Source organism: Pseudomonas sp. FG86, assembly GCF_057808775.1.
In genome coordinates, this window is record NZ_JBMDIS010000004.1 from 1 (window position 1) to 21124 (window position 21124).

Annotated in this window: 23 protein-coding genes and 3 pseudogenes; 12 read left to right on the forward strand and 14 right to left on the reverse strand. The window is 57.5% G+C overall.

Annotated features, from left to right (window positions below):
- The first annotated feature begins 90 nt into the window (after window positions 1-90).
- The 4 genes from tnpA (at window position 91) to ACODSV_RS03450 (ending at window position 2732) form a co-directional block, all read left to right on the forward strand.
- On the forward strand, window positions 91-411 hold the full coding sequence (gene tnpA, locus ACODSV_RS03435) for an IS66-like element accessory protein TnpA (protein ID WP_071576116.1): 321 nt from the start codon (window positions 91-93) through the stop codon (window positions 409-411).
- The gene (tnpB, locus tag ACODSV_RS03440) at window positions 408-743 is read left to right on the forward strand and encodes an IS66 family insertion sequence element accessory protein TnpB (protein WP_033902865.1); all 336 of its coding nucleotides are present in this window, start codon (window positions 408-410) and stop codon (window positions 741-743) included. Before tnpA ends, tnpB begins: the two co-directional genes overlap by 4 nt.
- Before the next feature lie 63 nt (window positions 744-806).
- Window positions 807-2342, forward strand: a complete 1536-nt coding sequence (gene tnpC / locus ACODSV_RS03445; RefSeq protein ID WP_033902866.1) for an IS66 family transposase — start codon at window positions 807-809, stop codon at window positions 2340-2342.
- Between the two features lie 72 nt (window positions 2343-2414).
- Window positions 2415-2732: a DUF3325 family protein gene (locus ACODSV_RS03450; RefSeq protein ID WP_024075430.1), complete on the forward strand. Its 318-nt coding sequence runs from the start codon at window positions 2415-2417 to the stop codon at window positions 2730-2732.
- Between the two features lie 897 nt (window positions 2733-3629).
- Here ACODSV_RS03450 and ACODSV_RS03455 read toward each other — a convergent pair.
- Window positions 3630-3920 (reverse strand): helix-turn-helix domain-containing protein, encoded by a 291-nt coding sequence (locus ACODSV_RS03455; RefSeq protein ID WP_023628984.1) that lies wholly within the window; start codon window positions 3918-3920, stop codon window positions 3630-3632.
- Between the two features lie 82 nt (window positions 3921-4002).
- Between ACODSV_RS03455 and ACODSV_RS03460 the strand changes: the two genes are divergently transcribed.
- The 4 genes from ACODSV_RS03460 to ACODSV_RS03475 all read left to right on the forward strand — a co-directional run bounded on the left by ACODSV_RS03460 (window position 4003) and on the right by ACODSV_RS03475 (window position 6993).
- Window positions 4003-4440: a hypothetical protein gene (locus tag ACODSV_RS03460; protein ID WP_023628983.1), complete on the forward strand. Its 438-nt coding sequence runs from the start codon at window positions 4003-4005 to the stop codon at window positions 4438-4440.
- A gap of 401 nt (window positions 4441-4841) precedes the next feature.
- Entirely contained in the window at window positions 4842-5042 is a 201-nt protein-coding gene (locus ACODSV_RS03465; protein WP_370694611.1) for a hypothetical protein, read from the forward strand.
- A gap of 240 nt (window positions 5043-5282) precedes the next feature.
- Window positions 5283-6527, forward strand: coding sequence for an ATP-binding protein (locus ACODSV_RS03470; RefSeq protein WP_023628980.1), 1245 nt, complete (start codon window positions 5283-5285; stop codon window positions 6525-6527).
- Between the two features lie 232 nt (window positions 6528-6759).
- A complete protein-coding gene (locus ACODSV_RS03475) occupies window positions 6760-6993 on the forward strand; it encodes a hypothetical protein (RefSeq protein ID WP_023048074.1) in 234 nt (77 codons plus the stop codon).
- Between the two features lie 329 nt (window positions 6994-7322).
- Here ACODSV_RS03475 and ACODSV_RS03480 read toward each other — a convergent pair whose 3' ends face one another.
- On the reverse strand, window positions 7323-8441 hold the full coding sequence (locus tag ACODSV_RS03480; RefSeq protein WP_028688847.1) for a site-specific integrase: 1119 nt from the start codon (window positions 8439-8441) through the stop codon (window positions 7323-7325).
- Between the two features lie 117 nt (window positions 8442-8558).
- On the opposite strand from ACODSV_RS03480, the gene ACODSV_RS03485 reads away from it, so the two are divergent.
- The gene (locus ACODSV_RS03485) at window positions 8559-9548 is read left to right on the forward strand and encodes a site-specific integrase (RefSeq protein WP_023628979.1); all 990 of its coding nucleotides are present in this window, start codon (window positions 8559-8561) and stop codon (window positions 9546-9548) included.
- 298 nt (window positions 9549-9846) lie between these two features.
- Here ACODSV_RS03485 and ACODSV_RS03490 read toward each other — a convergent pair whose 3' ends face one another.
- The 5 genes from ACODSV_RS03490 to ACODSV_RS03510 form a co-directional block, all read right to left on the reverse strand.
- Window positions 9847-10131 (reverse strand): LysR family transcriptional regulator, encoded by a 285-nt coding sequence (locus ACODSV_RS03490; protein ID WP_071576115.1) that lies wholly within the window; start codon window positions 10129-10131, stop codon window positions 9847-9849.
- Window positions 10132-10141: 10 nt separating this feature from the next.
- On the reverse strand, window positions 10142-10474 hold the full coding sequence (locus ACODSV_RS03495; RefSeq protein WP_223194054.1) for an ArsR/SmtB family transcription factor: 333 nt from the start codon (window positions 10472-10474) through the stop codon (window positions 10142-10144).
- A 9-nt stretch (window positions 10475-10483) separates the two neighbouring features.
- Window positions 10484-11155: an alpha/beta hydrolase gene (locus ACODSV_RS03500; RefSeq protein WP_023048077.1), complete on the reverse strand. Its 672-nt coding sequence runs from the start codon at window positions 11153-11155 to the stop codon at window positions 10484-10486.
- Complete coding sequence (locus tag ACODSV_RS03505) at window positions 11152-11967, reverse strand: DODA-type extradiol aromatic ring-opening family dioxygenase (protein ID WP_023048078.1); 816 nt, start codon at window positions 11965-11967, stop codon at window positions 11152-11154. The genes ACODSV_RS03500 and ACODSV_RS03505 overlap by 4 nt, the downstream gene beginning before the upstream one ends.
- Window positions 11968-12429: 462 nt before the next feature.
- Window positions 12430-13329 carry a LysR family transcriptional regulator gene (locus tag ACODSV_RS03510; RefSeq protein ID WP_023048079.1) on the reverse strand — a complete coding sequence of 300 codons (900 nt, stop codon included), beginning with the start codon at window positions 13327-13329 and terminating at the stop codon, window positions 12430-12432.
- A 162-nt stretch (window positions 13330-13491) separates the two neighbouring features.
- Between ACODSV_RS03510 and ACODSV_RS03515 the strand changes: the two genes are divergently transcribed.
- Window positions 13492-13848 (forward strand): putative quinol monooxygenase, encoded by a 357-nt coding sequence (locus ACODSV_RS03515; RefSeq protein ID WP_023048080.1) that lies wholly within the window; start codon window positions 13492-13494, stop codon window positions 13846-13848.
- A 94-nt stretch (window positions 13849-13942) separates the two neighbouring features.
- A complete protein-coding gene (locus tag ACODSV_RS03520; protein WP_023628975.1) occupies window positions 13943-14737 on the forward strand; it encodes an SDR family NAD(P)-dependent oxidoreductase in 795 nt (264 codons plus the stop codon).
- A gap of 308 nt (window positions 14738-15045) precedes the next feature.
- Here the strand turns inward: ACODSV_RS03520 and ACODSV_RS03525 are convergent.
- The 3 genes and pseudogenes from ACODSV_RS03525 to ACODSV_RS03535 all read right to left on the reverse strand — a co-directional run.
- A pseudogene (locus tag ACODSV_RS03525) lies at window positions 15046-15220 on the reverse strand (transposase); the annotation flags it as partial.
- A 291-nt stretch (window positions 15221-15511) separates the two neighbouring features.
- Complete coding sequence (locus ACODSV_RS03530; protein WP_023048084.1) at window positions 15512-15916, reverse strand: DoxX family protein; 405 nt, start codon at window positions 15914-15916, stop codon at window positions 15512-15514.
- 83 nt (window positions 15917-15999) lie between these two features.
- Window positions 16000-16644 (reverse strand): annotated as a pseudogene (locus ACODSV_RS03535) (NADPH-dependent F420 reductase); the annotation flags it as partial.
- Window positions 16645-16732: 88 nt separating this feature from the next.
- On the opposite strand from ACODSV_RS03535, the gene ACODSV_RS03540 reads away from it, so the two are divergent.
- Window positions 16733-17677, forward strand: coding sequence for a LysR family transcriptional regulator (locus ACODSV_RS03540; RefSeq protein WP_023048086.1), 945 nt, complete (start codon window positions 16733-16735; stop codon window positions 17675-17677).
- A gap of 39 nt (window positions 17678-17716) precedes the next feature.
- On the opposite strand, the gene ACODSV_RS03545 is transcribed toward ACODSV_RS03540, so the two are convergent.
- The 4 genes and pseudogenes from ACODSV_RS03545 to ACODSV_RS03560 all read right to left on the reverse strand — a co-directional run bounded on the left by ACODSV_RS03545 (window position 17717) and on the right by ACODSV_RS03560 (window position 20900).
- Window positions 17717-17914 (reverse strand): tautomerase family protein, encoded by a 198-nt coding sequence (locus tag ACODSV_RS03545; protein ID WP_023048087.1) that lies wholly within the window; start codon window positions 17912-17914, stop codon window positions 17717-17719.
- A gap of 233 nt (window positions 17915-18147) precedes the next feature.
- Window positions 18148-18603 (reverse strand): annotated as a pseudogene (locus ACODSV_RS03550) (IS5 family transposase); the annotation flags it as partial.
- A gap of 214 nt (window positions 18604-18817) precedes the next feature.
- Window positions 18818-19972: an acyl-CoA dehydrogenase family protein gene (locus ACODSV_RS03555; protein ID WP_023048089.1), complete on the reverse strand. Its 1155-nt coding sequence runs from the start codon at window positions 19970-19972 to the stop codon at window positions 18818-18820.
- A gap of 61 nt (window positions 19973-20033) precedes the next feature.
- Window positions 20034-20900, reverse strand: coding sequence for an IclR family transcriptional regulator (locus ACODSV_RS03560; protein ID WP_023048090.1), 867 nt, complete (start codon window positions 20898-20900; stop codon window positions 20034-20036).
- Window positions 20901-21124: the final 224 nt, after the last annotated feature.

A 21124-nucleotide genomic window follows, 5' to 3' on the forward strand; every position in this document is an offset into this window, starting at 1 on the left:
TTTTTCATGACACCCCCCAATGTTGATGTCCAACATTTCGGGGTCAGATCATTTTAAGCGGACGCGATCACCCTTATCGCCAGGATTTCCATGCGCCAACGAAGCTCTTATCCCAAACCATTCAAAGCCCAGGTCGTTCAGGAATGCCTGCAACCTGGCGCAACCGTGTCCAGTGTCGCCATCAGCCACGGCATCAATGCCAACGTCATCCGCAAATGGCTGCCGCTCTATCGAGATCAGCCCGCAGCGGCTTCACTACCGGCTTTCGTCCCGCTAAAAGCCCCACCTAAACGGTCAGTCGAAACGTCAGTGATCATCGAGTTGCCCGTGGCCGGGCAAGTGATTACGGTGAAATGGCCAGCCTCGGATCCCGAGGGTTGTGCGCAATTTATTCGGGCTGTCGCTCAATGATCCGCATCGATGCCATCTGGCTGGCCACCGAGCCGATGGACATGCGCGCTGGCACCGAGACGGCATTAGCCCGGGTGATTGCGGTGTTCGGTGCGGCGAAGCCGCACTGCGCTTATCTGTTCGCCAATCGCCGGGCTAATCGAATGAAAGTGCTGGTGCACGATGGCGTCGGCGTCTGGCTCGCAGCGAGACGACTGAACCAAGGCAAGTTCCATTGGCCCGGCATTCGCCACGGCGGCGAGGTCGAACTCGACAGCGAACAACTCCAGGCATTGGTGCTGGGCCTGCCGTGGCAGCGCGTCGGTGCAGGCGGTGTGATTAGCGTGCTGTAAACGCCGGCCATTTGGCCGGTCTGCTTGTCGTCGCCCCGTGCCTGCTCTGGCACAATTGGCGGCATGACTTTCTCGCCCAGCCTCGACCAGATGACCCCGGAACAGCTTCGTGCCTTGGCGGCACAGGCGTTGCAGTTGCAGTCCCAGGTCGAGGCGATGAGCAGGAAGATTCAGAACGATGAAATCCTCATCGAACAGTTCATGTTCGAAATCGCCCTGCTCAAACGGCACAAGTTCGCCAAGCGCAGCGAACAAATCAGCCCGGCGCAAAGCAGCTTGCTGGATGACCTGCTCGACACCGACCTTGAGGCTATCGAGGCCGAGCTGAAACAGCTTCTTCCCGCTGCGCCACAGGTCGAACCACGGCAATCGCCGAAACGTGCGCCATTGCCGCCACAGTTTCCACGCACGGTGATTCGTCACGAACCCGAAAACACCCAGTGCGCCTGTGGCTGTCAACTTCAACGCATCGGCGAAGACGTCAGCGAGAAGCTGGATTACACGCCGGGCGTGTTTACCGTCGAGCAACATGTGCGGGGCAAATGGGCCTGTCGCCAGTGCGAAACCCTGATCCAGGCGCCGGTGCCGGCGCAGGTTATCGACAAAGGTATACCGACCGCAGGCCTACTGGCCCACGTGATGGTGGCCAAGTTTGCCGATCACTTGCCGCTGTACCGGCAGGAGAAAATCTTTGGTCGCGCCGGACTGGCAATTGCGCGCTCGACCTTGGCGCAATGGGTCGGAGAAACTGGCGTGAGACTTCAACCGCTAGTTGATGCTCTGCGTGAGGCGGTGTTGAACCAGCGTGTGATTCACGCCGATGAAACACCGGTGCAAATGCTTGCGCCAGGCGAGAAGAAAACCCACCGGGCCTACGTCTGGGCCTACAGCACGACGCCGTTTTCGGCGCTCAACGCGGTGGTTTACGACTTCAGCCCAAGCCGTGCCGGACAACATGCACGCAACTTCCTGGGCGACTGGAACGGTAAGCTGGTTTGCGATGACTTCGCTGGCTACAAGGCCGGATTTGAGCAAGGCATCACTGAAATCGGCTGCATGGCTCACGCCCGTCGCAAGTTTTTCGATCTGCACGTGGCGAACAAAAGTCAGCTGGCCGAACAAGCGCTGCACTCGATCAGCGGCTTGTACGAAGTCGAACGCCAAGCGCGGGAAATGAGTGATGAAGATCGGTGGCGAATACGTCAGGAACTGGCGGTACCGATCCTCAAAAAACTGCATGACTGGATGTTGGCCCAGCGCGACCTGGTGCCCAACGGATCAGCCACGGCCAAAGCCCTCGACTACAGCCTGAAACGCTGGGTAGCGCTGACGCGCTACCTGGACGATGGAGCTGTGCCGATCGACAACAATCAAGTCGAGAACCAGATACGGCCCTGGGCACTCGGGCGCTCGAACTGGCTGTTTGCCGGGTCGCTACGCAGTGGTAAACGGGCTGCGGCAATCATGAGCCTGATCCAGTCGGCGCGTATGAATGGGCATGATCCGTATGCCTATCTCAAAGATGTGCTGACTCGGTTGCCAACACAGAGGGCCAGTGAGATCGGGCAGCTGCTGCCACATCAGTGGGTGCCTGCCTAACTTACGCAAGGTGAGTTGGGCGGACGCTTACGGTTGAGGTCGCGGACCGGACTCGCATCGGTGGGGTGGCCTATGAGTAATGCAGGTCTGTGGTTGCTGGGTGCCGCCGCCAGCATGGGCTTGGCGACCAGTTGGTTGGCGTTGTCCCTGCCGGCGCACTGGCGCCAGGTGTTCAGCGCCGACGAGGTTGCGCCGGACTATCTACGCAGCCTGGGCTGGCTGGCGCTGATGGTATCGGCTGTGTGCTGCTTCAAGGCTGACCATCCGTCGATGGCGGTGCTGGTCTGGCTCACCCTGTTGCCGGTCGCCGCCGTAGCAACGGCCATAACGCTGAGCTACCGGCTGGGGCTGCTGCGCCTGTTTTGCCCGTTATTTCTGCGCACTCGATAAGAGTGCGCGGCTTCTGTATCTGCAACATTGTGGTTGATCCGATCGTACTGCTCACCTCAAACCGGGCGAGCTTGTTCACACTGGATACGCCGACCATCCCATGTCACCTCGTTGTGGGATGCTTGCAGGATCGAGCGACGCGAACTCTTACCAACGTATTTGCGCTCTAGCGTCGGCAACAGTTGGCTGACCTCGGTTCGTTTCCGGCTAACACCCGCCCCCAACGTTTAAAGGCGCTAGACGCGATGCAGGTCGAGCCGAACGACATTCTGGCAGGAACTGTGTTGAAGTCGCAATCCGGGTTGTACCGTCCGCTTCTGGCCGTTTGCGGAAGCTAGAGGTATTTAGCCCGACAGTAGGATCACTGTTACGGTGAAAAGTGTTCGTAGGCGTCAGAGCGTCCCTTGGGCAGATCTGCCTGCTGGAGCACCCGCCGCAATCGGGAAAGAATGTTCCGTTCAATACCCTGTTCCCTGCGGCAAAATGGCCGACATCACACCTTACCATTCAGAACGGCGGTACCGAACACTTCCCATATCAAGAGCAGATGGTCGGCGTGTCGCTATCTCAGGCGCCCTCGAAGGGTTAGACATCGCATGTGCACAGGCCCTCCGGAACAGCATGGAACGCCTGCCGAAGGTCCCTTGGGGAGTAGCCTTGCCGGATCAGTGGAGGCGTGACTCTTCAAGGCTTGCGTCACGCTAAGCACGTGTCATCGATGTTTGTTGCGATGGGCGAGGTCTATCACTCGAATTCATGCAGTGGCTATTCGCGACTGAATTCATGCTCGCTGTTGATTGCGAGCAAGAAAGCCCGCGCGCCGGGCAGCAGAGCAACTGGCGACGTTGCGATCAAATGCTTTTTGGGATCGGTTGCCGATTCGATTCCATGTCGAACCTACTCAAGTCTCAGGCAACCCTTCAAGCTCGTGATTTCTCGATGGATTTTTTTCAGTAAGTCTTCGGGTTTTAGTTCGGGTGTTTGCCTTTGATAAGCCAGGAACAGAAGCGTTAGGGGATGAATGCCAATGATCTCAGCAATCTGCTCAACCTTTTCAATCGATGGTTTCCATTTGCCGCGCTCGATCGCACTGATATAGCTCTGACTAGGCCCAAGCCCTTCCTGAGGCATATCCTTCGAAATACGTAGATTCCTGATCACCAAACCAAGCGCTTCATTCAGTTCCATTTGCTGTCTCGCAAAAGGAACGATGAAGCCTTTTTAGTGCTTCTGGAGCTATGCTATATACAGCTTAAAAGAGGGTGTGCTGATGTTTATTACGTACAAGCGCGCTGAAATCATGTATCCAGCGCTGTTTGGAGACGACTCCCAGATGTGGCGATTCGTCGAGCTCGATGATCATCGCCCTTGGTTTTACGTGATGATTAACCGCCGCCAGAAGGCAGCCGCATGGAGGACGATGCTCTTGATTCCAACGGAGGATGAGTTCGAGCAGATGCTAGTGAAACGCGCTGAAGGAACACTGATTGAGGCAGTTCAGGTGGTGTTGCCATCGCGGCTGAATGGATCCGGTAATTGGACGATGGAGATGCTCATAGAGCTCGTTAGGGTCTATGATCAGGACGAGCGAGTCATGGGTTACGACTTTAAGACGGCCTCGGGCCATACCTACTCTCAAAGAGACTGCCGCCACACCTTGGCTGCAGCAAAGCAACAAATTTACTGCTCTTCGATGCGTCTTGTTTGAAGGAGGGGTCGCTGACTGGAGCAAGCCTTGAAGGAGTGCTAAAGACGCCCACGTCAGCGCCATGGCATCAGTGGCGCGCATCGCGCACATGCAATTTGCTAGTTCGTCCAGAACGGATAGCTTGGATCGTCTGTCGCCGATCAGCACTGCCCCAAGTGCGGTCTTATCTGCGCCGCAAATGCTGCACAAAATGGCGTCCGCCATTAACTCGATCTGCCGACCGTACAACAGGCCATGCCGAAAGGTACGCATGGCGAGATAGGGCGGGATCCGGGCTCATTGTGGTCCGCCTGTGCCAGGCGTTGGCGACGCCTGACCGTACAGGCGGTTACCGGAGTGATGCTGGCGGGTCGCAGGCTCGCTGCAGCAAGCTGATTCACTGGACCCAAAGGAGCCTCTCAATGAAAATCACAGCGGCGGAACAGTTCGAATGCGTCAGTGACGTCCTTTGTGATGTTTGCGGCGATAGTACGCGTGTTGAAGGATATGGGTTGCAATTTGGGACCCTTCAGGGCAGTTGGGGATTCGGCTCGGTTCATGATGGTGAGCGTTATGAGGTCCATCTCTGCGAACCCTTTTTTTCAGAACAATGGCCGACCTGAAGAGCGCGCGGATGGTGAATACCATGTTCATCGACGTCGACGAAGACTTAGGCAATTTCGGACGGGTCGCTCGCGATGATTTTTTTCAATGACGGAGGCAGCTTGGCTTGATAGGTAACTCCAGCTGGACCAACATTTGCCGAGTCTCGGGTATGCAGGTGATGGCGGGGTGAAAAGCTTGGATTTAGCTGTTTATCGGCCCATTCCCGCTGTTCGCTATTCCTATTAACGCGGGTGCATATGGACCCCGTCTGCAATCCGTACTCCCCTGGCGCTGGTACGCCTCCACCTGAGCTGGCAGGTCGCGATCAACTGCGCGAGCGGGTCCGTCAGTCGATCGGGGGAATTCGCGTGGGCCGACCTGCCAAAAGCGTAATCCTGGTTGGGGTGCGGGGTGTCGGCAAAACAGTACTGTTGAACCAGATGCTGCGAGATGCCGAAGCCTCGGGCAATCTCGCCGTCTACGTTGAGTCATCCGAGTATCGCTCTCTGCCAGCGATACTCGCGCCACAGCTCCGTCTCGCCTTGCTGCGGCTGAGCTGTATCGTACCTGCCAAGAACGCAGCGATAACTGGACTGCGAGCCTTAGCCGGTTTTGCCAAGGCTTTGGAGCCGAAGTTCAGCGATCTCAAGGTCGGTATTGACTACGAAGCCGAGGCAGCTCTGGCGGGCAAAGGTGATCTCGAGGAGGAATTTACAACCCTGCTGACTAAACTCGGTGAAGCCGCCAAAGCAGCTCACACCGTCCTTGTTATTTTCGTGGATGAGCTGCAAAACGTAGCAGAAGAACAGCTCGCCGCGCTTATCGCAGCGCTGCATCGCGTCTCGCGATTGATCTTGCCGGTTGCCCTCGTCGGTGCAGGCCTCCCACAACTCCGACACCCTGCTGGACATGTGAAAAACCACGCGAAGCGCCTCTTCGACTACCTAGAGGTCGGTTCGCTGGAGCCACACCAGACGCGTCTGGCCTTTGTAAAACCAGCGGAGGCCGAGGGCGTGACTGTAGACTCAGAAGCGGCCGACATGGTTGCTCACCTCACACGCGGCTACCCTTATTTCATTCAAGAGTGGGGCAGTCATGTCTGGGACGCAGGGCAGAATAACCACATCACGCTTGCAGACGTCCAGAAGGCGTCCGGGCACGTTATTGCTGCTCTGGACGAAGGTTTTTTTAGGGTAAGACTCGACCGAATGACCGTGGCAGAACACATTTATTTGCGCGCCATGGCTTCGCTTGGGGAGGGGCCTCATCGTTCGGGCGACATTGCGGCATCCCTGGGCCGTACAAGCCGATCTCTCACCTCAATTCGCAACTCCCTGATTAGCAAAGGGATGATCTGGTCGCCGCCCCACAACGGCGCCGCTTTTACCGCGCCGCTGTTCGATCTGTACATGTGCCGGATCATGCCCGGTGACAGCTGGCGGTCTAGCCTTCCAAGGGCTGACGGCATTTTTTGTCCACCTGAAGAGGGCTCAGATGCTTAGAAGCGAATGCACTCATCTTGCTACGGCTACGATGGTTTGTTCACATCAAGGCTGCTGTCACATCGACTCGAATTTGCACGTACGCTGTGGAGTGCTGAGCGGCTAAGTCGAGGCTTCACTGTGTGCGTCAAAAATGGGATCGACTTACCTGTGATCGGGGCGTAGGGTCGCTCATGGATATCTTTTCTACGGGCAGCATCGACATCAGGCTGGCAGGAGCAGAGAACAGAGCATGAGCGAACTCAGTGATGATGAAATAGACCGACTAGAGGCAATGATTCCTAAGCTGGCCGCCGTCGCCACTAATGCTGCGTATCTGCGTGCGGTTGCCGCAGGGCATTCACTGATAATGGCGAAGGATGGCGTGCTCGTACAAATTCATCCTGACGGTTCGGAAAAAAAGCTTCGCGACTTGTGCAGCAAGCACAGGGTCGAGTCTGGTAAGACTTTCAGTGTGGGTATTTGAAGCGCACCTGCCGACCAGGCGTATTCATAAGGCGAGCGCAGGCCACAGCGACTGGTAAGCACTTGACTATCTTGCCCCTGCGACGGAGCCTTCGCTGTCTAGCGCAGGGCCGCCAGCTGTTTGCTTAACTACCCGAGTAGACGAAGCATGCTGAGATGCTGGCTGCTTGGGCGTCGCCATGCGGTCATGTATTGGTTACACCCGGAGTTGCGAGTGCCCAGCTGGGGTTGCGCATCAATTCCGCTACCGTGCAATGGACTCATAACCAGGAGCTCCACCTCTCAATAGGACACGCGTGCGCGGCATTTTCCGACGCGGTGCGTCGACCGCTAGTCAGGCTGGTTGGTTGGGCCTGATGGGGCGGGCAGGGGTTGAAGCAACATCGAGGCGCGGCTGCTCAGCAGCACTCCGGCTTGGAAGTAGCCCATAACGGTTTCGACACTGCGATGTTCAGTCATGGCCATCACTTCACCCAATGGGGCCCCCTGGCGACCCGCTTCCGTTACAAAGCCCGAGCGTAAGCTGTGCGCGGCCCAGTCGCCGTCGAGGCCAGCCAATTTGGCGCGGCGCTGAACGATCCGTGCTACCTGATCAGACGATAGTCCGAACGGGCTGACTTTGCCGCCCTTGTAGAGGCGCCGAAAAAGCGGACCGGTATCGGCGGGCGCGGCGATGAGCCAAGCCGTCAACGCGTGTGCAGCGCGACCCAGCAGAGGTTTTTCGCGACGGGATCCCGTGGTGTCTGTTTTGGTGACGCCCAGCGTATAGAGCCAAGTGTCTTCATCCAGTTTGCGCACATCGTCGACCTGCAGGCCGGTCACCTCGGATCGACGACGCCCGCCGCCACTCCACGCCATCAGGAGGAGGGCGCTATCACGAGTACCGCGAATGCCATCCGTACAGGTCGCCAACATGGCCTCCAGAGCCTCCACCACAGCTGCCGTCTTTTTGCGGACAACTACCCCCTGGCGCGCCTGGGCTTTTCGCGCATCTCGCAGCAGCGTTTTCACTGCCAGTGCTTCAGTTGGGCTTTCCCAGTTGTTGAAGCGATGCCACCTGCCCAGTGCCGAAAGCCGATGACATACCGTGTTGTAGCTCAGAGGTCCCGGCTTTGCCTTCACACGTGCCGCGACTAACGCGGCATCGATGGTCGGCGGTAGCAGATAGGTCCATGCACCATTTGCCAGTGGGCGCGCCAGGTGATCCACCACGAACTGAATGACTACAGTCGACTGTACAGGCGCATCGCCCATCGCAACGCCGTAGCGCAGGTGCAGCCAAGCCGACCAGTAGGCGAGGGCGCTGCGATAGCTCCGTACCGTGTTTTCGGCGGTGCCGCTGGCAACAAAGCCTGCGGCCGCCTCCTGAGCCTTCAACGCCAATCTACTGGGGTCTAGGGTGGGCTCGTCGATCAACGGCATCTGATCAGTAATATATGATACGTCCAACGTATTATATTTCCACTATCCAATAAATAAGGTCGGATAATCTTTAATTATCCAAGGTGAGGCGATTTTTTCGTCGTTTGGCAGTCGCTCACCAGTACATCAAGGGGATGTGCGTCGATGAGCCACGAGATCGAGCGGTACCTGCAGGCCGGTACCCGCCCCAACACCCGGCGCAGCTACCGGCAAGCGCTCGAGCACTTCGAGGTCGCCTGGGGCGGCTTTCTGCCGGCGACCAGCGATGCCATCGTGCGTTACTTGGTCGATCACGCCGCCACGTTGTCCAGCAACACCCTCAAGCTGCGCCTGGCGGCCTTGGCGCAGTGGCATGTCAGCCAGGGCTTCCCGGATCCGACCAAGACCCCGCTGGTTCGTCAGATCCTCAAGGGCATTCGTACCTTGCACCCGAAGCCGGAGAAGCAGGCCGAACCGCTGCAGCTGCGCGAACTGGAGCAGTGCGTGGCGTGGCTGGAGCGGGCGGGCGAGAAAGCACTGGACGAGGGCGACCTGCCGCAGCTGTTGCGCTGCTGGCGTAATCGCGCATTGCTGCTGATCGGCTTCTGGCGCGCCTTTCGCAGCGACGAACTGTGCCGCCTGCAGGTCGAGCACATCCAGGTACGGCCGGGGGAGGGCATGCAGCTGTTCCTGCCGTGGAGCAAGGGCGACCGTGACAACCAGGGACAGACCTACAGTGCGCCGGCGCTGGCCCGCCTCTGCCCGGTGCAGGCCTACAACGACTGGATCTGTGTCGCCGGCATCGCCCGCGGTCCGGTGTTCCGCGGCATTGACCGCTGGGGTCACCTGCGCGAGCAGGGCCTGCACCCGCACAGCGTCATCCCGCTGCTGCGGGCGGTACTGAAAGCGGCCGGATTGCCCGCCGAGTTGTATAGCAGCCACTCCCTACGCCGTGGCTTTGCCACCTGGGCCACGCGCAGTGGCTGGGACCAGAAGGCGTTGATGGGCTATGTCGGTTGGCGCGATGCCAAGTCGGTACTGCTCTATGTGGACAGCACCGGCTTTTTCCCCGGGCAACTGCGGCCGATGGTGCCAGGCCTGGAGGCGGAGGCTTTGTCGAGTTTGCCTCGTCCAATTGCACTGCCGGGCAGTTGACCGCCTCAAGCCATTCAGCACTTCCGGTGATGGCTGCTTTGTTTCCGCGGAGCAATTACACCCAATGCTGGGCTTTGGCCTTGATGTGGCTGGTGTTATTGATACGTATCGAAAGGGCGACGGTAAACCATGAGAGTTCGCCATCAGATGATTGCTCAATTACAGACAGGAATGTTCAGCTTGCGTCGGCATAACATGATGCCACCAGCGACATAGACTCCAGTCATCTGTCAGTCCACCTGACACCGCCAGTCATGAGAGGTTAGAGCAGGCCAATAGTGCTCTGCTGCAAAGAGGATTATCTAAAGTTCGATGCTAGTGTGGCTGTAATCAGTCTCATCGCTGGACATAATTCAGAAGCAATTTTTTTCGCTTTCGGTGTTGCCACAATACCCCTGCCCGAACGAGTAAAGAGCGGATCATTAAATTTGTCACGTAGCTTGACCAGCGAATTGCTTACGGCTGGCTGTGTTACGCCAAGACTCTTGGCTGCTAACGTTATACTTTGTTCCTTGTAAATACACATAAAAACCACCAATAAATTGAGATCGATGGATGCAAATGTGTCCTCGCGAATAGTCATGGCAGAGCTCTCAAATCCCCTTTACAGCATCGCTTTCAATGTTTTCACCAGCATTTCGATGGTGTATTCGCAGCGTTTGAAAAAAATGGATCGGGCCGAGCTTTTGGCAAGTAATCAATCCTGTGCGATGCAGCGTGCGCAAGTGATCGGACACGGTCGATTGGGCCAACTTGCACTTGCGCTCAATCTGGCCGGCACACACACCGAGCAGGAATGCATGTTCCTGCTGCGGAAAGTGTTTCTCTGGGTCACGGAGCCACTCAAGGATCAACCGGCGCTGGGGGCTGGCTAACGCTTTAAGAAGTAGATCCACTTCCGTAAGTTTACTGCGGGAGTTCACCATCAAGGTCGCTCAGGCGATGTTCAATACAGGCTTCAGCCACTGAATGAAATCTTCCACTTCTTCATTGGTGATTTCGTGGCCCATGTCGTACAGGTATGTTTCATGATGCACGTTCAGTTGGTGCAACCAGGCATCCGCTTTTTGTGCCCAAGACACGGGGAGCTTGTTATCACCATAGCCATGAGCAATAAACGCCGATAGCGAACTCAATGCTTGAGCGCTGGCAATGTGTGGTGCCAGCTCAGGGAGAATTCTGCCGCTGAACAAGCCAAAGCCTAGCACGCAATGAGGGGCGCTAAGCCCGACGCTTGCACTGAGAATACCGCCCTGGCTAAAGCCAGCTATCACTGTAGGCATTTGTGGTAAGGCAGTTACAAGCTCCACTAGTTTCTGGCGGCTGGTTTCCGCTTGCTCTTCAACGATCACCGGGCCTTCGTTGGTGAAATTTACCTGAAACCAGGCAAAGCCCTCAGCTGCGATTTGCAGGCGGCTGCGTACCAGCAATATTTCAATTCCTTCTGGGATAAAGCCGGAAAGGCCTGCCAGATTGGTTTCATTACCGCCTACACCATGCAATAGCAGGAGACGTGCACGAGGGGCAGCAGCACGGATTACCCGACGATAGACAAGGCCGGATTGCGGTTCTTGCTGCAGTTCTGAAATGGCTAGTGGCAGGTTCATGCTTGAGTAATCTCCTGAGTGGCGGTTGGGCTTTTGAACAGGTAGCTGTCCATAGCCAGTACGCCGTCGGCGACACCGCCCTCTAGCACATCCACGGCGTAGTGCTCGCCTGCGGCACCGAGCGCCAGAAATAGCGGCAACAAATGTTCTTCACTGGGGTGCGCACGCTCGGCCTCCGGGGCATTGCGGCGGTAGGCGAGCAGCGCTGGCAGGTCACCGGCTTGCAGGGCGTCACGGATCCAGTCGGAAAAACGCGCTACGTACTCAGCCGGGTCGCCGTAGTTGCTACGGAACTCATAAAGGTTATGGGTCAGACTGCCGGAGCCAATGATCAGCACGCCCTGATCGCGCAGCGGCTTGAGTGCCTGGCCAAGCTGCCAGGCACCCAATGGATTGAGCGGGTGGGGCATGGACACTTGGACCACCGGGATATCCGCAGTGGGCAATAGGTGCAGCAACGGCACCCAGGCGCCGTGGTCCAGGCCTCGATTCGATTCGGTAGTTGCGGCAATCCCATTGCGGGAAAGCAGGTTGCAGATTTGCTCGGCCAATGCAGGATTGCCGGTTGCAGGGTATTGCAGGCGATACAGTGCTTGCGGAAAGCCTCCGAAGTCGTGAATGGTTTCCGGCGCCTTGCTGCTGCCTACACGCACGCTCCCACGGGTCATCCAGTGAGGAGAGACGATTACGATGGCGCTAGGCCGTGGCAGCGCTCGGCCTAGCTCAGCCAGGCGTGCCCCGGCCTGGCCGGGTTCGATGGCAAAGGTTGGTGCTCCGTGGGACACGAACAACACTGGATAGGCCAGACTCATGGTTGAAATCCTGCTTAGATATTGGGGCCGCAGCAGCAAGAGGTGGACTGATCGGCGTTGCAAAGCGTGTGCGCCGCTCACTGACCTGCCTACCCACAGCGCACTGATTGGCTGGGGATGGCTCAAAGTTTATAGATTCGATTTTGGAGATAAACTCAGATATTGGTGAATAACTATCTCGAAAACCGGGATAATTGGCGGTCACTTGTCGACTCTTCAGGCCGCTGCCAGCCGGAGCGCTGAGCTACACATCAAGGTGCCAATATTGCCCCCTGCGCCTGGCCAGAACGCAGGTTGGTGAGTAGATCCCTGGTCGGCGGGCTCTAGTATTTGGGGGCTCCCTGGCTTTGTTACAGATCAGTCCGCGCTCATCGCTATGGCTGCTGAGTGGCACCCTGAGTTAATGGGGCTGGCGTTGATCAACCCCGCGCCAAGGTCGCGCAGTAGCTGTCCGTTCTGCCGTTAGCTGTGGCCATACAGCTTCAATAACTCGTCGACCAGGTAACGAATTTTGGGCCGCAGATGATTGCTCTTCGACCATAGTGCGTGGACCTCGACAGGCGCCGGTTCAAAGGGCTCGAGTACCGTAACAACAACCTGCTGGGCGATGTCCTTTTCAAATAGACAGAGCGGCATCTGGCAAATACCGAGGCCGGCTCGCGTGGCTTCAATCATCGCTTCGGCATCGTCAAACTGATAGGTCGGTGGTGGCGAGAACTTCAAGGATTGCCCGGCCTGGGCCATTTTCCAGGGCATTAGGCTGCCGCGGCGATAGCCGACGATGCTGCGGTGCTGGCCCATGTCCTCGAGCGTCAACGGCGTACCATATTCTTCCAGATAACCCGGCGCTGCACAGGTTACCCAGCGGTGTGACGTCAGGCGTCTGGCCACCAGGCCGGGGACGTTGTCGACGCTGCCAAAACGAATGGCCAGGTCGATACCTTCTTCCGTCAGGTCCACCAGTTGGTCGCTAAAGGTCAAGGTCAGTTGCAACTGCGGGAAGCGTTTGCTCATCTCCAGTAGCACCGGCAGTACCACCTGTTTACCGAACGCGACCGGCATGTCCACCCGCAAGCGCCCTGTGGGCACGCCTAACTTGTTGCCGAGGTTGCTCTCGGTGGCCTTGATCTCCTCCAGCGCATTGGACCACACGGTGAAGTAGGCCTCGCCATCCGGAGACAGGGACAAGCGGCGGGTCGAGCGATAAAACAGGCTGGTACCCACCCGTGCCTCCAGCCGTGCAATCGCCTTACCTACGGCCGACTTGGACAGCCCCAGGCGCTCGGCTGCCTCTGTGAAGGTCGCAGAGCGGGCGGTGGCGAGAAAAATATGGATGCCGCTGAAGGAATCTTCGGAGGTCATTGCCGTTTTCCTAGGCGCAAGAGTTGGTAGCAAATTACGCTACCTATCTGTGATTTCAAGGTTGTTTATCAGCTTGCTGCTCTACCTTAGCATGGCTGCTGACTCAGCAACCCTCTGCATCTATCGCATGGGGTTGGTCATTTACTTCTGTGAGGACGCCCCATGAAAGACGAAGTCATCAGCATTTTTACCCTAAGCCTGGCTCCGGAAGACTTCCCTGAATTTAAAACGCTGGTTGCCAAGATTGTCGCCGCTACGAGCGAAGAGCCTGGCACCTTGATGTACGAATACAGCGTCAACGAGGCTCGCACTGAGGTGCACATTATCGAGCGTTACCGTGCCGATGCTGTCGTTAACCATATTGAAGAAACCTTCGCGCCGTTCGGCGAAAAGTTTCTCGAGCTGGTGAAAATCACCAGCCTGCTAGTTTATGGCAACCCAGACGCGCCGACGCGCAAGCACCTGGATGCCTTTGGCGCGGTGTACATGAATCCGTTTGATGGGTTTACCCGGACCTGACACCGCCAGTCAGTAGCCGGCGGACAAGACCGCTGACTATTCAGCAACCGATCTAACCTGCCGGGTACTACCTGGCGCTAGAGGGTCAATACGCATGCACATCAATCTTGCCGGCAAGACCGCTTTGGTTACTGCCTCCACAGGCGGCATCGGCTTCGCCATTGCCCATGGCCTGGCGCTCACCGGCGCTATCGTGATCATCAACGGGCGGAGTGACAGCTCGGTCGAAAAAGCCCTGGCACGTTTGAGCGAAGCGGTACCGCAGGCCACCTTCAGCGGAGTCGCGGCTGATCTGGGCAATGCCGACGGCGTTGGCGTTCTTACAGCTGCGCTTCCCACCATCGACATTCTGGTCAACAACGCCGGCATCTATGGTTTGGCCGATTTCTTCGAGGCCGATGACGACTGCTGGGAAGACTATTGGCAAACTAACGTAATGTCCGGTGTTCGCCTGAGCCGCGCGTTGGTTCCAGCCATGGTCCAACGAGGTTGGGGTAGGGTGGTGTTTATCTCCTCGGAGTCAGCCCGAAATATCCCGGCCGATATGGTTCATTACGGCGTAACCAAGACGGCGCAACTGGCGTTGTCGCGTGGCTTGGCCAAACGTGTGGCCGGCAGCGGCGTAACCGTTAACAGCGTGCTGCCAGGCCCGACACTGTCTGATGGCTTGGCTGAGCTGCTCAAAGGAGAGTCTGCCCGCTCCGGCAAATCCTTGGAGGCCGTCGCTGCCGAATTCGTCATGACCCACCGTCCCACCTCGTTGATTCAACGTGCGGCCACGGTCGATGAGGTCGCCAATATGGTCGTCTATATCTGCTCCACCCAGGCGTCAGCCACCAGCGGCGCTGCGCTGCGGGTCGATGGCGGCGTGGTGGACGATATCCTCTGAACCCTTGACTACCTGGCACGTGTGTTCCGCACGGGTGACCTGAAGGTCACCGGCGCGCACGCTGTCAGTGAGTGAGCAGATCTCCAATCGATTCCGCTGCCAGTTGATACGAACGGCAACGCGCCGTCGGGTCGTAGATGCGCGCATCAATCATCAGTTCGTCTACGCCGGTGGTAGCACTAAACAACCACCGACTGAAGTCGGTGGGTTAGTGAATTACGGATTGAAAGTCCGGATACGCGTCGGCTGAACGACGCGTCGCATTAGTCCGGCTCCATCTTGAAATTATCGTTCGGGCTCGGCTCTGGCATCAAGTGACCCTCCACGATCCGGCACTCACGCTGCCTCGCCAACTCATGTAGCACCTCCCCCCAGGTGCTTGCGGATCGCTCCGAAGATCGCCTTCTTACGCCTCTTCGGGATGAATACAACGTGGTACTTACAGTCCCACTTCGTGTGAGCAAGGCTTTGGTAATCTCTCATTGGGTACCCCTATCTCTTGGTCGAGATAGAAGGTTCCTGATGACCGCATCACACGGTCAACCTCAAGGAGTCCCTCGGCTAAGCCGGGGGATTACCTTGTTTATTTAAGACTTGAAAGCCAAGCGGATAGATCGTCCAACTGCCTCGATATCCCATGCCCACTCGACCCTTTCATGTGCTGCGTACGCCGGACCGGGGCATGACACCAAGGCTGAAAAGCTTTCTGGATTTTACCCTTGCCAAGTTTGGCGAGAACCCGGCAAAGGCAACCTGGCCGAAAGCAGCGAGCGGTTAGTTACGTGCTGAACGTTTCAAGGCGAAGGCTCCGTCATCCAGCAGCGCCAAGGCCAGTGCAGTGAATGCCAGAAAGACCGGGTATTCCCAGCCACCATTGGCGTTGGTGAAGCTCCAGCCATTACCGAAGTGCACGCTTGCTGCCACCAGCAGTTGCACGGTGGCTAGGGCCGCTACCCAGCGAGCGAGTACACCAAGGATCAGGAACAGGCCGCCGACCACTTCAAAGGCAATGACCGGATAGGCAAGAAAGCCGGAGAAGCCAACGGACTCAAAGAAACCTGCTGTGCCGGCCGGGGTGAACACCAGCAGCTTGGTCAGGCCATGAGCGAGAAACATCACGCCAAGGATTAGGCGTAGTACCAGGGCGGCATAGGGGAGGGTGCGGCTAGCGGCGGTCATGGGTGTTTTCCAATACGGGGAGTGTGGGTTGCCCGGGGCCACAGCTGTTTCGGCCGTGGCGCCAGGCATTGGGTAAGTGGGAATTAACGATTGAGCCAGACCGGCGCGATCTGCGTGCCGAGCCCTGCGCCATAGCCGAGGTAGATGTTCAACCCGGCCAACGCTTCCAGATAACGCGCGTTTACCAAACCGCCGGCATCCACGGTTTTCCAACCCAGGCTTTGCGCAAGAGCAACGGCGGTTTGTTTGGCTCGTGCGCTATCGCTGGCCAGGAACACGCTGCCTTGCTGCTCGTTGGCAAATGTGGGACCGCTGGCCAGCACTTGGGCGAACAGGGTGTTGAAGCCCTTGACCAGCTCCACACCTGGCAGCGCCTTGGCGATTTCCTCCGCTGCACTGGTGCTGTGGCCGATGGTCAGACCCATGTAGTCGGCTGTCAGCGGGTTGGTGATGTCGATGACCACTTTGCCTTCGAGACTGCCCAGACTTTTCAGCGCGGTTAAGGCGTCCTGGTAAGCAGTGGCGACGATCACCACTTCGTTCTGGCCAAGGGCCTGATCAGCGGCGAATGCTTCGACGTTTTGATGCTGCGCGGCGAGGGCGTGCGCCTTGTCCAGATCACGGCCGGTGATACGAACATGGTGTCCAAACTGGGACAACTGTTGAGCGAAAGCCGAGCCCATGTTGCCGGTACCGATAAGGGTAATGTTCATGTCTTTTGCCTCGTGCTGTGTGTGATGGGATCCAGTTTAAAGATTCGATTTACGAGATAAACATGATTTAATGTGACTTATAGTTCCGATAAGTGAGGCAATAATGGATCGCGCGTTGGAGATGCAGGTGTTTTGCGCCGTGGTCGACAAGGGCAGCTTTGTCGGTGCCGTCGATGCGCTGGAAATGTCCAAGGCCGCCGTTTCCAGGCATGTAAATGCGCTGGAGGAACGCCTGGGCGTACGCCTGCTGCAACGCACCACGCGACGCTTATCACTGACCGAAGAAGGACGGGTTTTCTACCAGCAAGCGCGGGAAGTGCTGGCGTTGATGGGGGAGGCGGAAAGCGCTGTTTCTTCGGGCAACCATGAGCCTGCCGGCGTGCTGCGGGTCAATGCGCCGGTGAGTTTTGGTGTGTTGCACCTGGCGCCGCTGTGGACTGCCTTTTTGGAGCAAAACCCGAAGATTGAGCTGGATATCAGCCTGAACGATCGCCAGGTCGATTTGGTGGAGGAGGGGTATGACGTCGCGGTGCGCATCGCCCGGTTGGAAAGCTCTTCACTGGTGGGGCGCCGGTTTGCCAGCACGCGGATGCGCCTGTGTGCAGCCCCGAGCTACATCAAAAGCCATGCACCAGTAGAAGTGCCGCAAGACCTGGCCGAGCACCGGGTGATTGCCTATAGCAACTTTTCCAGTGGGAACGAATGGAGTTTTACCGGGCCCGATGGCGAGCATAAGGTCAACACGCGTTCGGTCATTCGCTGCAATAACGGTGATACATGCCGATCTATTGCGTTGACTGCTGGCGGCATTTTGCTGCAGCCAAGCTTTATGGTAAGTGAGGATCTTCGGCGGGGTGATCTGGTGGAGTTGCTACCGGAGTATCGCTCGGTAGAACTGGGTATTTATGCCGTCTACCCAACCCGCAAACACCTGGCATCCAAGGTGCGGGCATTTATCAATTTTCTGGTCGAACAGTTTGAGCAGGTCGACTGGGAGTCCGGCTACCCAGCACAAAAGAGCCAAGCCCGGGCTGCAAAGAAGATGTAACACTCCTTGCAGCCCACTGGCCATTAACGCCGAATGACCTTAGGTCTTCTTCGGATCGTCGCCGAACAGCTTGCCTGCACCGGCCCAATCCGATGGCGCCACGTCTTCAAAAATGACGTAGATGTAATTGGCATCGGTACCGGTGTTTTTCACGATGCTCTGGGTGATTTCTGCAGCGACAGCTTCCTTCGCGGCGTGGTCTTTTCCTTCGAACCAGCTGACTCGTACAACGGGCATGGAGTGATCCTCTATTCAGGTTGGGTTTAGCGCGATTAGGGCTAACCATGCGGTCAGTCCGGGCTCAGCCAATCAATGCAGCAGAGCAGTCGAGAGAGAATAGGAGAGATACAGAAGGCGATAAACACGCTGTAAATCGCCTATATGTAGAAATTATTTCTCCAATCAGCCCGCCATTTACCGGCGCACCGGCGATCAACAGTTGCTAAGTACCGCTAGGGGCTGTTGCCATTTCACATGGGTAGCCATAGGAAGGCACAGGCCATGGCCACCACGCTCTCGTAATTTCTCTTGAGCTTGTCGAATCGAGATGCCACCGCCCGGTAATGCTTCAGCCGGGCAAAGGCGTTTTCCACCAGGTGCCGATTGCGGTAAAGACCTCTGTCCAGATCCGCGTTGCCTTTCACGGAGTTACGCTTTCTCGGGATCACGGCCTTGGCCCCTTGTAGCTCAACCTGCTCCCGGATTCTCTCGCTGTCATAGCCCTTATCCGCGACGATGGTTTCTGCCGCCGGGAGCTTGGAAATCAACGCGGGTGCCTGAGTGCAGTCATTGATTTGGCCACCTGTGATTTCAAACTCGATGGGCAAGCCGTGGGCGTCCACCGCCAGGTGAATCTTGCTGGTATTGCCAGCTCGACTTTTCCCTATAGCCTCATCGTTGCCGCTGGCAGCGCCTGCACTGTGCTGTGCGACCTACTGTGGCGTAGTTGGAATTCCAGTTTCGTGCAGCTACCCCGCAGTTCATCTGGGGGTAGGTTGACGGGAAGCTCGCAGGCTGAGGCTTTCGGGACCACACCAGTGGAACACGCACTCATGTCGAACAACTACCTTGAAGCCAGGATGTGGCGCTATTGAGTCTCGGCGCGACTGGAGCCCAACTGGTGTCAGAGCAGGTGCCGTGTCACCGCTGCGCTTCGCGGATCATGTTACGGGCGATAACCACCTGCTGAATCTGTGTGGTGCCTTCGTAGATACGGAACAGCCGCACGTCACGGTAGAAGCGCTCAATGGCGTACTCGCTGACGTAGCCGGCGCCACCGTGGATCTGCACGCAGCGGTCGGCGACACGACCGCACATCTCGGTGGAGAACATCTTCGCGCAGGAGGCTTCGGTACTGACGTTCTTGCCCTCGTCGCGCTTGCGCGCGGCATCCAGCACCATGCAGCGGGCCGCGTAGATTTCGGCTTTGCTATCAGCCAGCATCGCCTGGATCAGTTGGAACTCCGCGATGGGCTGGCCGAACTGTTTGCGGTCCAGCGCATAGTGCAGGGCATCGTCCAGCATGCGTTCGGCTGCGCCGACACTCAGTGCAGCGATATGCAGGCGGCCCTTATCCAGCACCTTCATCGCGGTCTTGAAACCAACGCCTTCGACGCCGCCTATCAACTGGCTGGCGGGCACTCGCGCATTTTCAAAGATCACGTCGCAGGTATGGGCGCCTTTGTGGCCCATCTTGTGGTCCGTCTTGCCCAGCGACACGCCGGGTGTGCCGCGCTCAACGATAAAGGCGCTGATACCGGAGGCGCCTTTGATTTCCGGGTTGGTACGGGCCATCACCGTGTAAATGCCCGCGTGTGGCGCGTTGGTGATGTAACGTTTGGTACCGTTGAGGATGTAGCTGTCAGCGTCACGCACAGCATTGGTTTTCAACGAGCCCGCATCGGAGCCGGCATCTGGCTCGGTCAGGCAGAACGAGCTGAGCAGCTCGCCGCTTGCCAGTTGCGGCAGGTACTGGTTGCGCTGCTCCTCTGTACCGTCAAGCAAAATGCCGATTGAGCCAATGCCGTTGTTGGTGCCGATGTAGGAACGGAAAGCCGGTGAGGTGCGACCCAACTCGAAGGCGATGTTTACCTCTTCCTCCATAGTCACGCCCAGGCCGCCATAGGCTTCCGGAATCGTTAACCCGAACAGGCCCATCTCGCGCATCTGATCGACGATGTCCTTAGGGATCGCATCCGTTTCAGCCACCTCGTTTTCCCGAGGAATCAGTACCTCACCGACGAACTGGCGAAGAGAATCCAGCAGAATCTGCAGGGTTTCGGTATCACGGATCATGTGCGCTCCTCTGGGCCCGGAAGTGGGCCGATGTAGTACGGTGCACCGTCACCCTGAAGGGTTACCGAGCGGCGGCGCCGATGTTGTTAACCATGTTGATCAGGCGAGGCCCGATATCGTCAGTGAGCTTGTCCCGTGGAAGCTGGAAGCTCGGTCCACCGCAGTTGAAGGTCAGTAACCCGAACTGCGGGTGTAACAGCGGCACGGCGACTGAGTTGACGTCGCGGTGCCACTCGCCGATCGATAGGCAAAAGCCGTAATCGGTGTAATCGCGAAACGCGCGATCCAGGCCCTTGCGGATCACCGGCCACTGTGCTGCTTCGCGTTGGCGCATGTGGTCGAGGAGAAACTCTCGCTCGCTCTCTGGCATCGCCGCCAGGCATGCGCGTCCCGCCGAGCTTTGCGCCAGTGGCAAGTAGCTGCCGATCTGCCGCCGCATCGTGGTATTGCCTTGGCCCTGAACGACGTCCAGGTAAACCATCTGCAGGCGATCCCGGGCCGCCATTGCCACTGCGGCTTGAGCGTGATTGGCCAGCTCTTCCATCAGCGGGTGCGCCACCGAGCGAATCGACAGATTCGACAGCATGGCGTAGCCGAACCCCAGCACACCGACATCCAGCTGGTACTTGCCCGAGTGCACCTCACGCTTGAGGCAGCCAAGGCGCATCAGGGTGTTGGTCAAGCGCGTCACGGTCGGCTTGGGTAGCCCGGTCATCCGCGCCAGTTCCTGATTGCCCAGCACGTTGTCGCGCGGGGTAAAGCACCGCATCAGCTCCAGCCCACGTGCCAGCGCAGTCACGAACTGGCCGCTGGTTTCGTCCTCACTCGACGCACTGGCCGGGTCGAGCATGCCCATCTTCAGTAAAGCGATTTCATCCGCTCCAGTGCTGCTCTCAGCCTTCTGCTGATCCGCTTTGTTGCGTGCCATGGTAGAACCTCATTTTTGGAAATTGCAAGCAAATAAAAGTACGTTTCGTCAGGCGAAATTATATTTGAGCCGAGATGAAATGCAAAACGCTCATTTTTAGATAGATAATATATTGATTAATAAAGAAATAATAAAATAGTTCAGATTTCTGATTTACATGAATTCGCGACCCTACCTATGATATCTCGTAAATACGAAATGCAATTTCGTATAGCGAAACGTGT

Excerpts from the sequence above, each read along its gene's own strand:
- tnpA (WP_071576116.1), top strand. The coding sequence starts at position 91 with ATGCGCCAACGAAGCTCTTATCCCAAACCATTCAAAGCCCAGGTCGTT.
- tnpB (WP_033902865.1), top strand. The coding sequence starts at position 408 with ATGATCCGCATCGATGCCATCTGGCTGGCCACCGAGCCGATGGACATG.
- tnpC (WP_033902866.1), top strand. The coding sequence starts at position 807 with ATGACTTTCTCGCCCAGCCTCGACCAGATGACCCCGGAACAGCTTCGT.
- ACODSV_RS03450 (WP_024075430.1), top strand. The coding sequence starts at position 2,415 with ATGAGTAATGCAGGTCTGTGGTTGCTGGGTGCCGCCGCCAGCATGGGC.
- ACODSV_RS03455 (WP_023628984.1), bottom strand. The coding sequence starts at position 3,920 with ATGGAACTGAATGAAGCGCTTGGTTTGGTGATCAGGAATCTACGTATT.
- ACODSV_RS03460 (WP_023628983.1), top strand. The coding sequence starts at position 4,003 with ATGTTTATTACGTACAAGCGCGCTGAAATCATGTATCCAGCGCTGTTT.
- ACODSV_RS03465 (WP_370694611.1), top strand. The coding sequence starts at position 4,842 with ATGAAAATCACAGCGGCGGAACAGTTCGAATGCGTCAGTGACGTCCTT.
- ACODSV_RS03470 (WP_023628980.1), top strand. The coding sequence starts at position 5,283 with ATGGACCCCGTCTGCAATCCGTACTCCCCTGGCGCTGGTACGCCTCCA.
- ACODSV_RS03475 (WP_023048074.1), top strand. The coding sequence starts at position 6,760 with ATGAGCGAACTCAGTGATGATGAAATAGACCGACTAGAGGCAATGATT.
- ACODSV_RS03485 (WP_023628979.1), top strand. The coding sequence starts at position 8,559 with ATGAGCCACGAGATCGAGCGGTACCTGCAGGCCGGTACCCGCCCCAAC.
- ACODSV_RS03490 (WP_071576115.1), bottom strand. The coding sequence starts at position 10,131 with ATGACTATTCGCGAGGACACATTTGCATCCATCGATCTCAATTTATTG.
- ACODSV_RS03495 (WP_223194054.1), bottom strand. The coding sequence starts at position 10,474 with ATGGTGAACTCCCGCAGTAAACTTACGGAAGTGGATCTACTTCTTAAA.
- ACODSV_RS03500 (WP_023048077.1), bottom strand. The coding sequence starts at position 11,155 with ATGAACCTGCCACTAGCCATTTCAGAACTGCAGCAAGAACCGCAATCC.
- ACODSV_RS03505 (WP_023048078.1), bottom strand. The coding sequence starts at position 11,967 with ATGAGTCTGGCCTATCCAGTGTTGTTCGTGTCCCACGGAGCACCAACC.
- ACODSV_RS03510 (WP_023048079.1), bottom strand. The coding sequence starts at position 13,329 with ATGACCTCCGAAGATTCCTTCAGCGGCATCCATATTTTTCTCGCCACC.
- ACODSV_RS03515 (WP_023048080.1), top strand. The coding sequence starts at position 13,492 with ATGAAAGACGAAGTCATCAGCATTTTTACCCTAAGCCTGGCTCCGGAA.
- ACODSV_RS03520 (WP_023628975.1), top strand. The coding sequence starts at position 13,943 with ATGCACATCAATCTTGCCGGCAAGACCGCTTTGGTTACTGCCTCCACA.
- ACODSV_RS03530 (WP_023048084.1), bottom strand. The coding sequence starts at position 15,916 with ATGACCGCCGCTAGCCGCACCCTCCCCTATGCCGCCCTGGTACTACGC.
- ACODSV_RS03540 (WP_023048086.1), top strand. The coding sequence starts at position 16,733 with ATGGATCGCGCGTTGGAGATGCAGGTGTTTTGCGCCGTGGTCGACAAG.
- ACODSV_RS03545 (WP_023048087.1), bottom strand. The coding sequence starts at position 17,914 with ATGCCCGTTGTACGAGTCAGCTGGTTCGAAGGAAAAGACCACGCCGCG.
- ACODSV_RS03555 (WP_023048089.1), bottom strand. The coding sequence starts at position 19,972 with ATGATCCGTGATACCGAAACCCTGCAGATTCTGCTGGATTCTCTTCGC.
- ACODSV_RS03560 (WP_023048090.1), bottom strand. The coding sequence starts at position 20,900 with ATGGCACGCAACAAAGCGGATCAGCAGAAGGCTGAGAGCAGCACTGGA.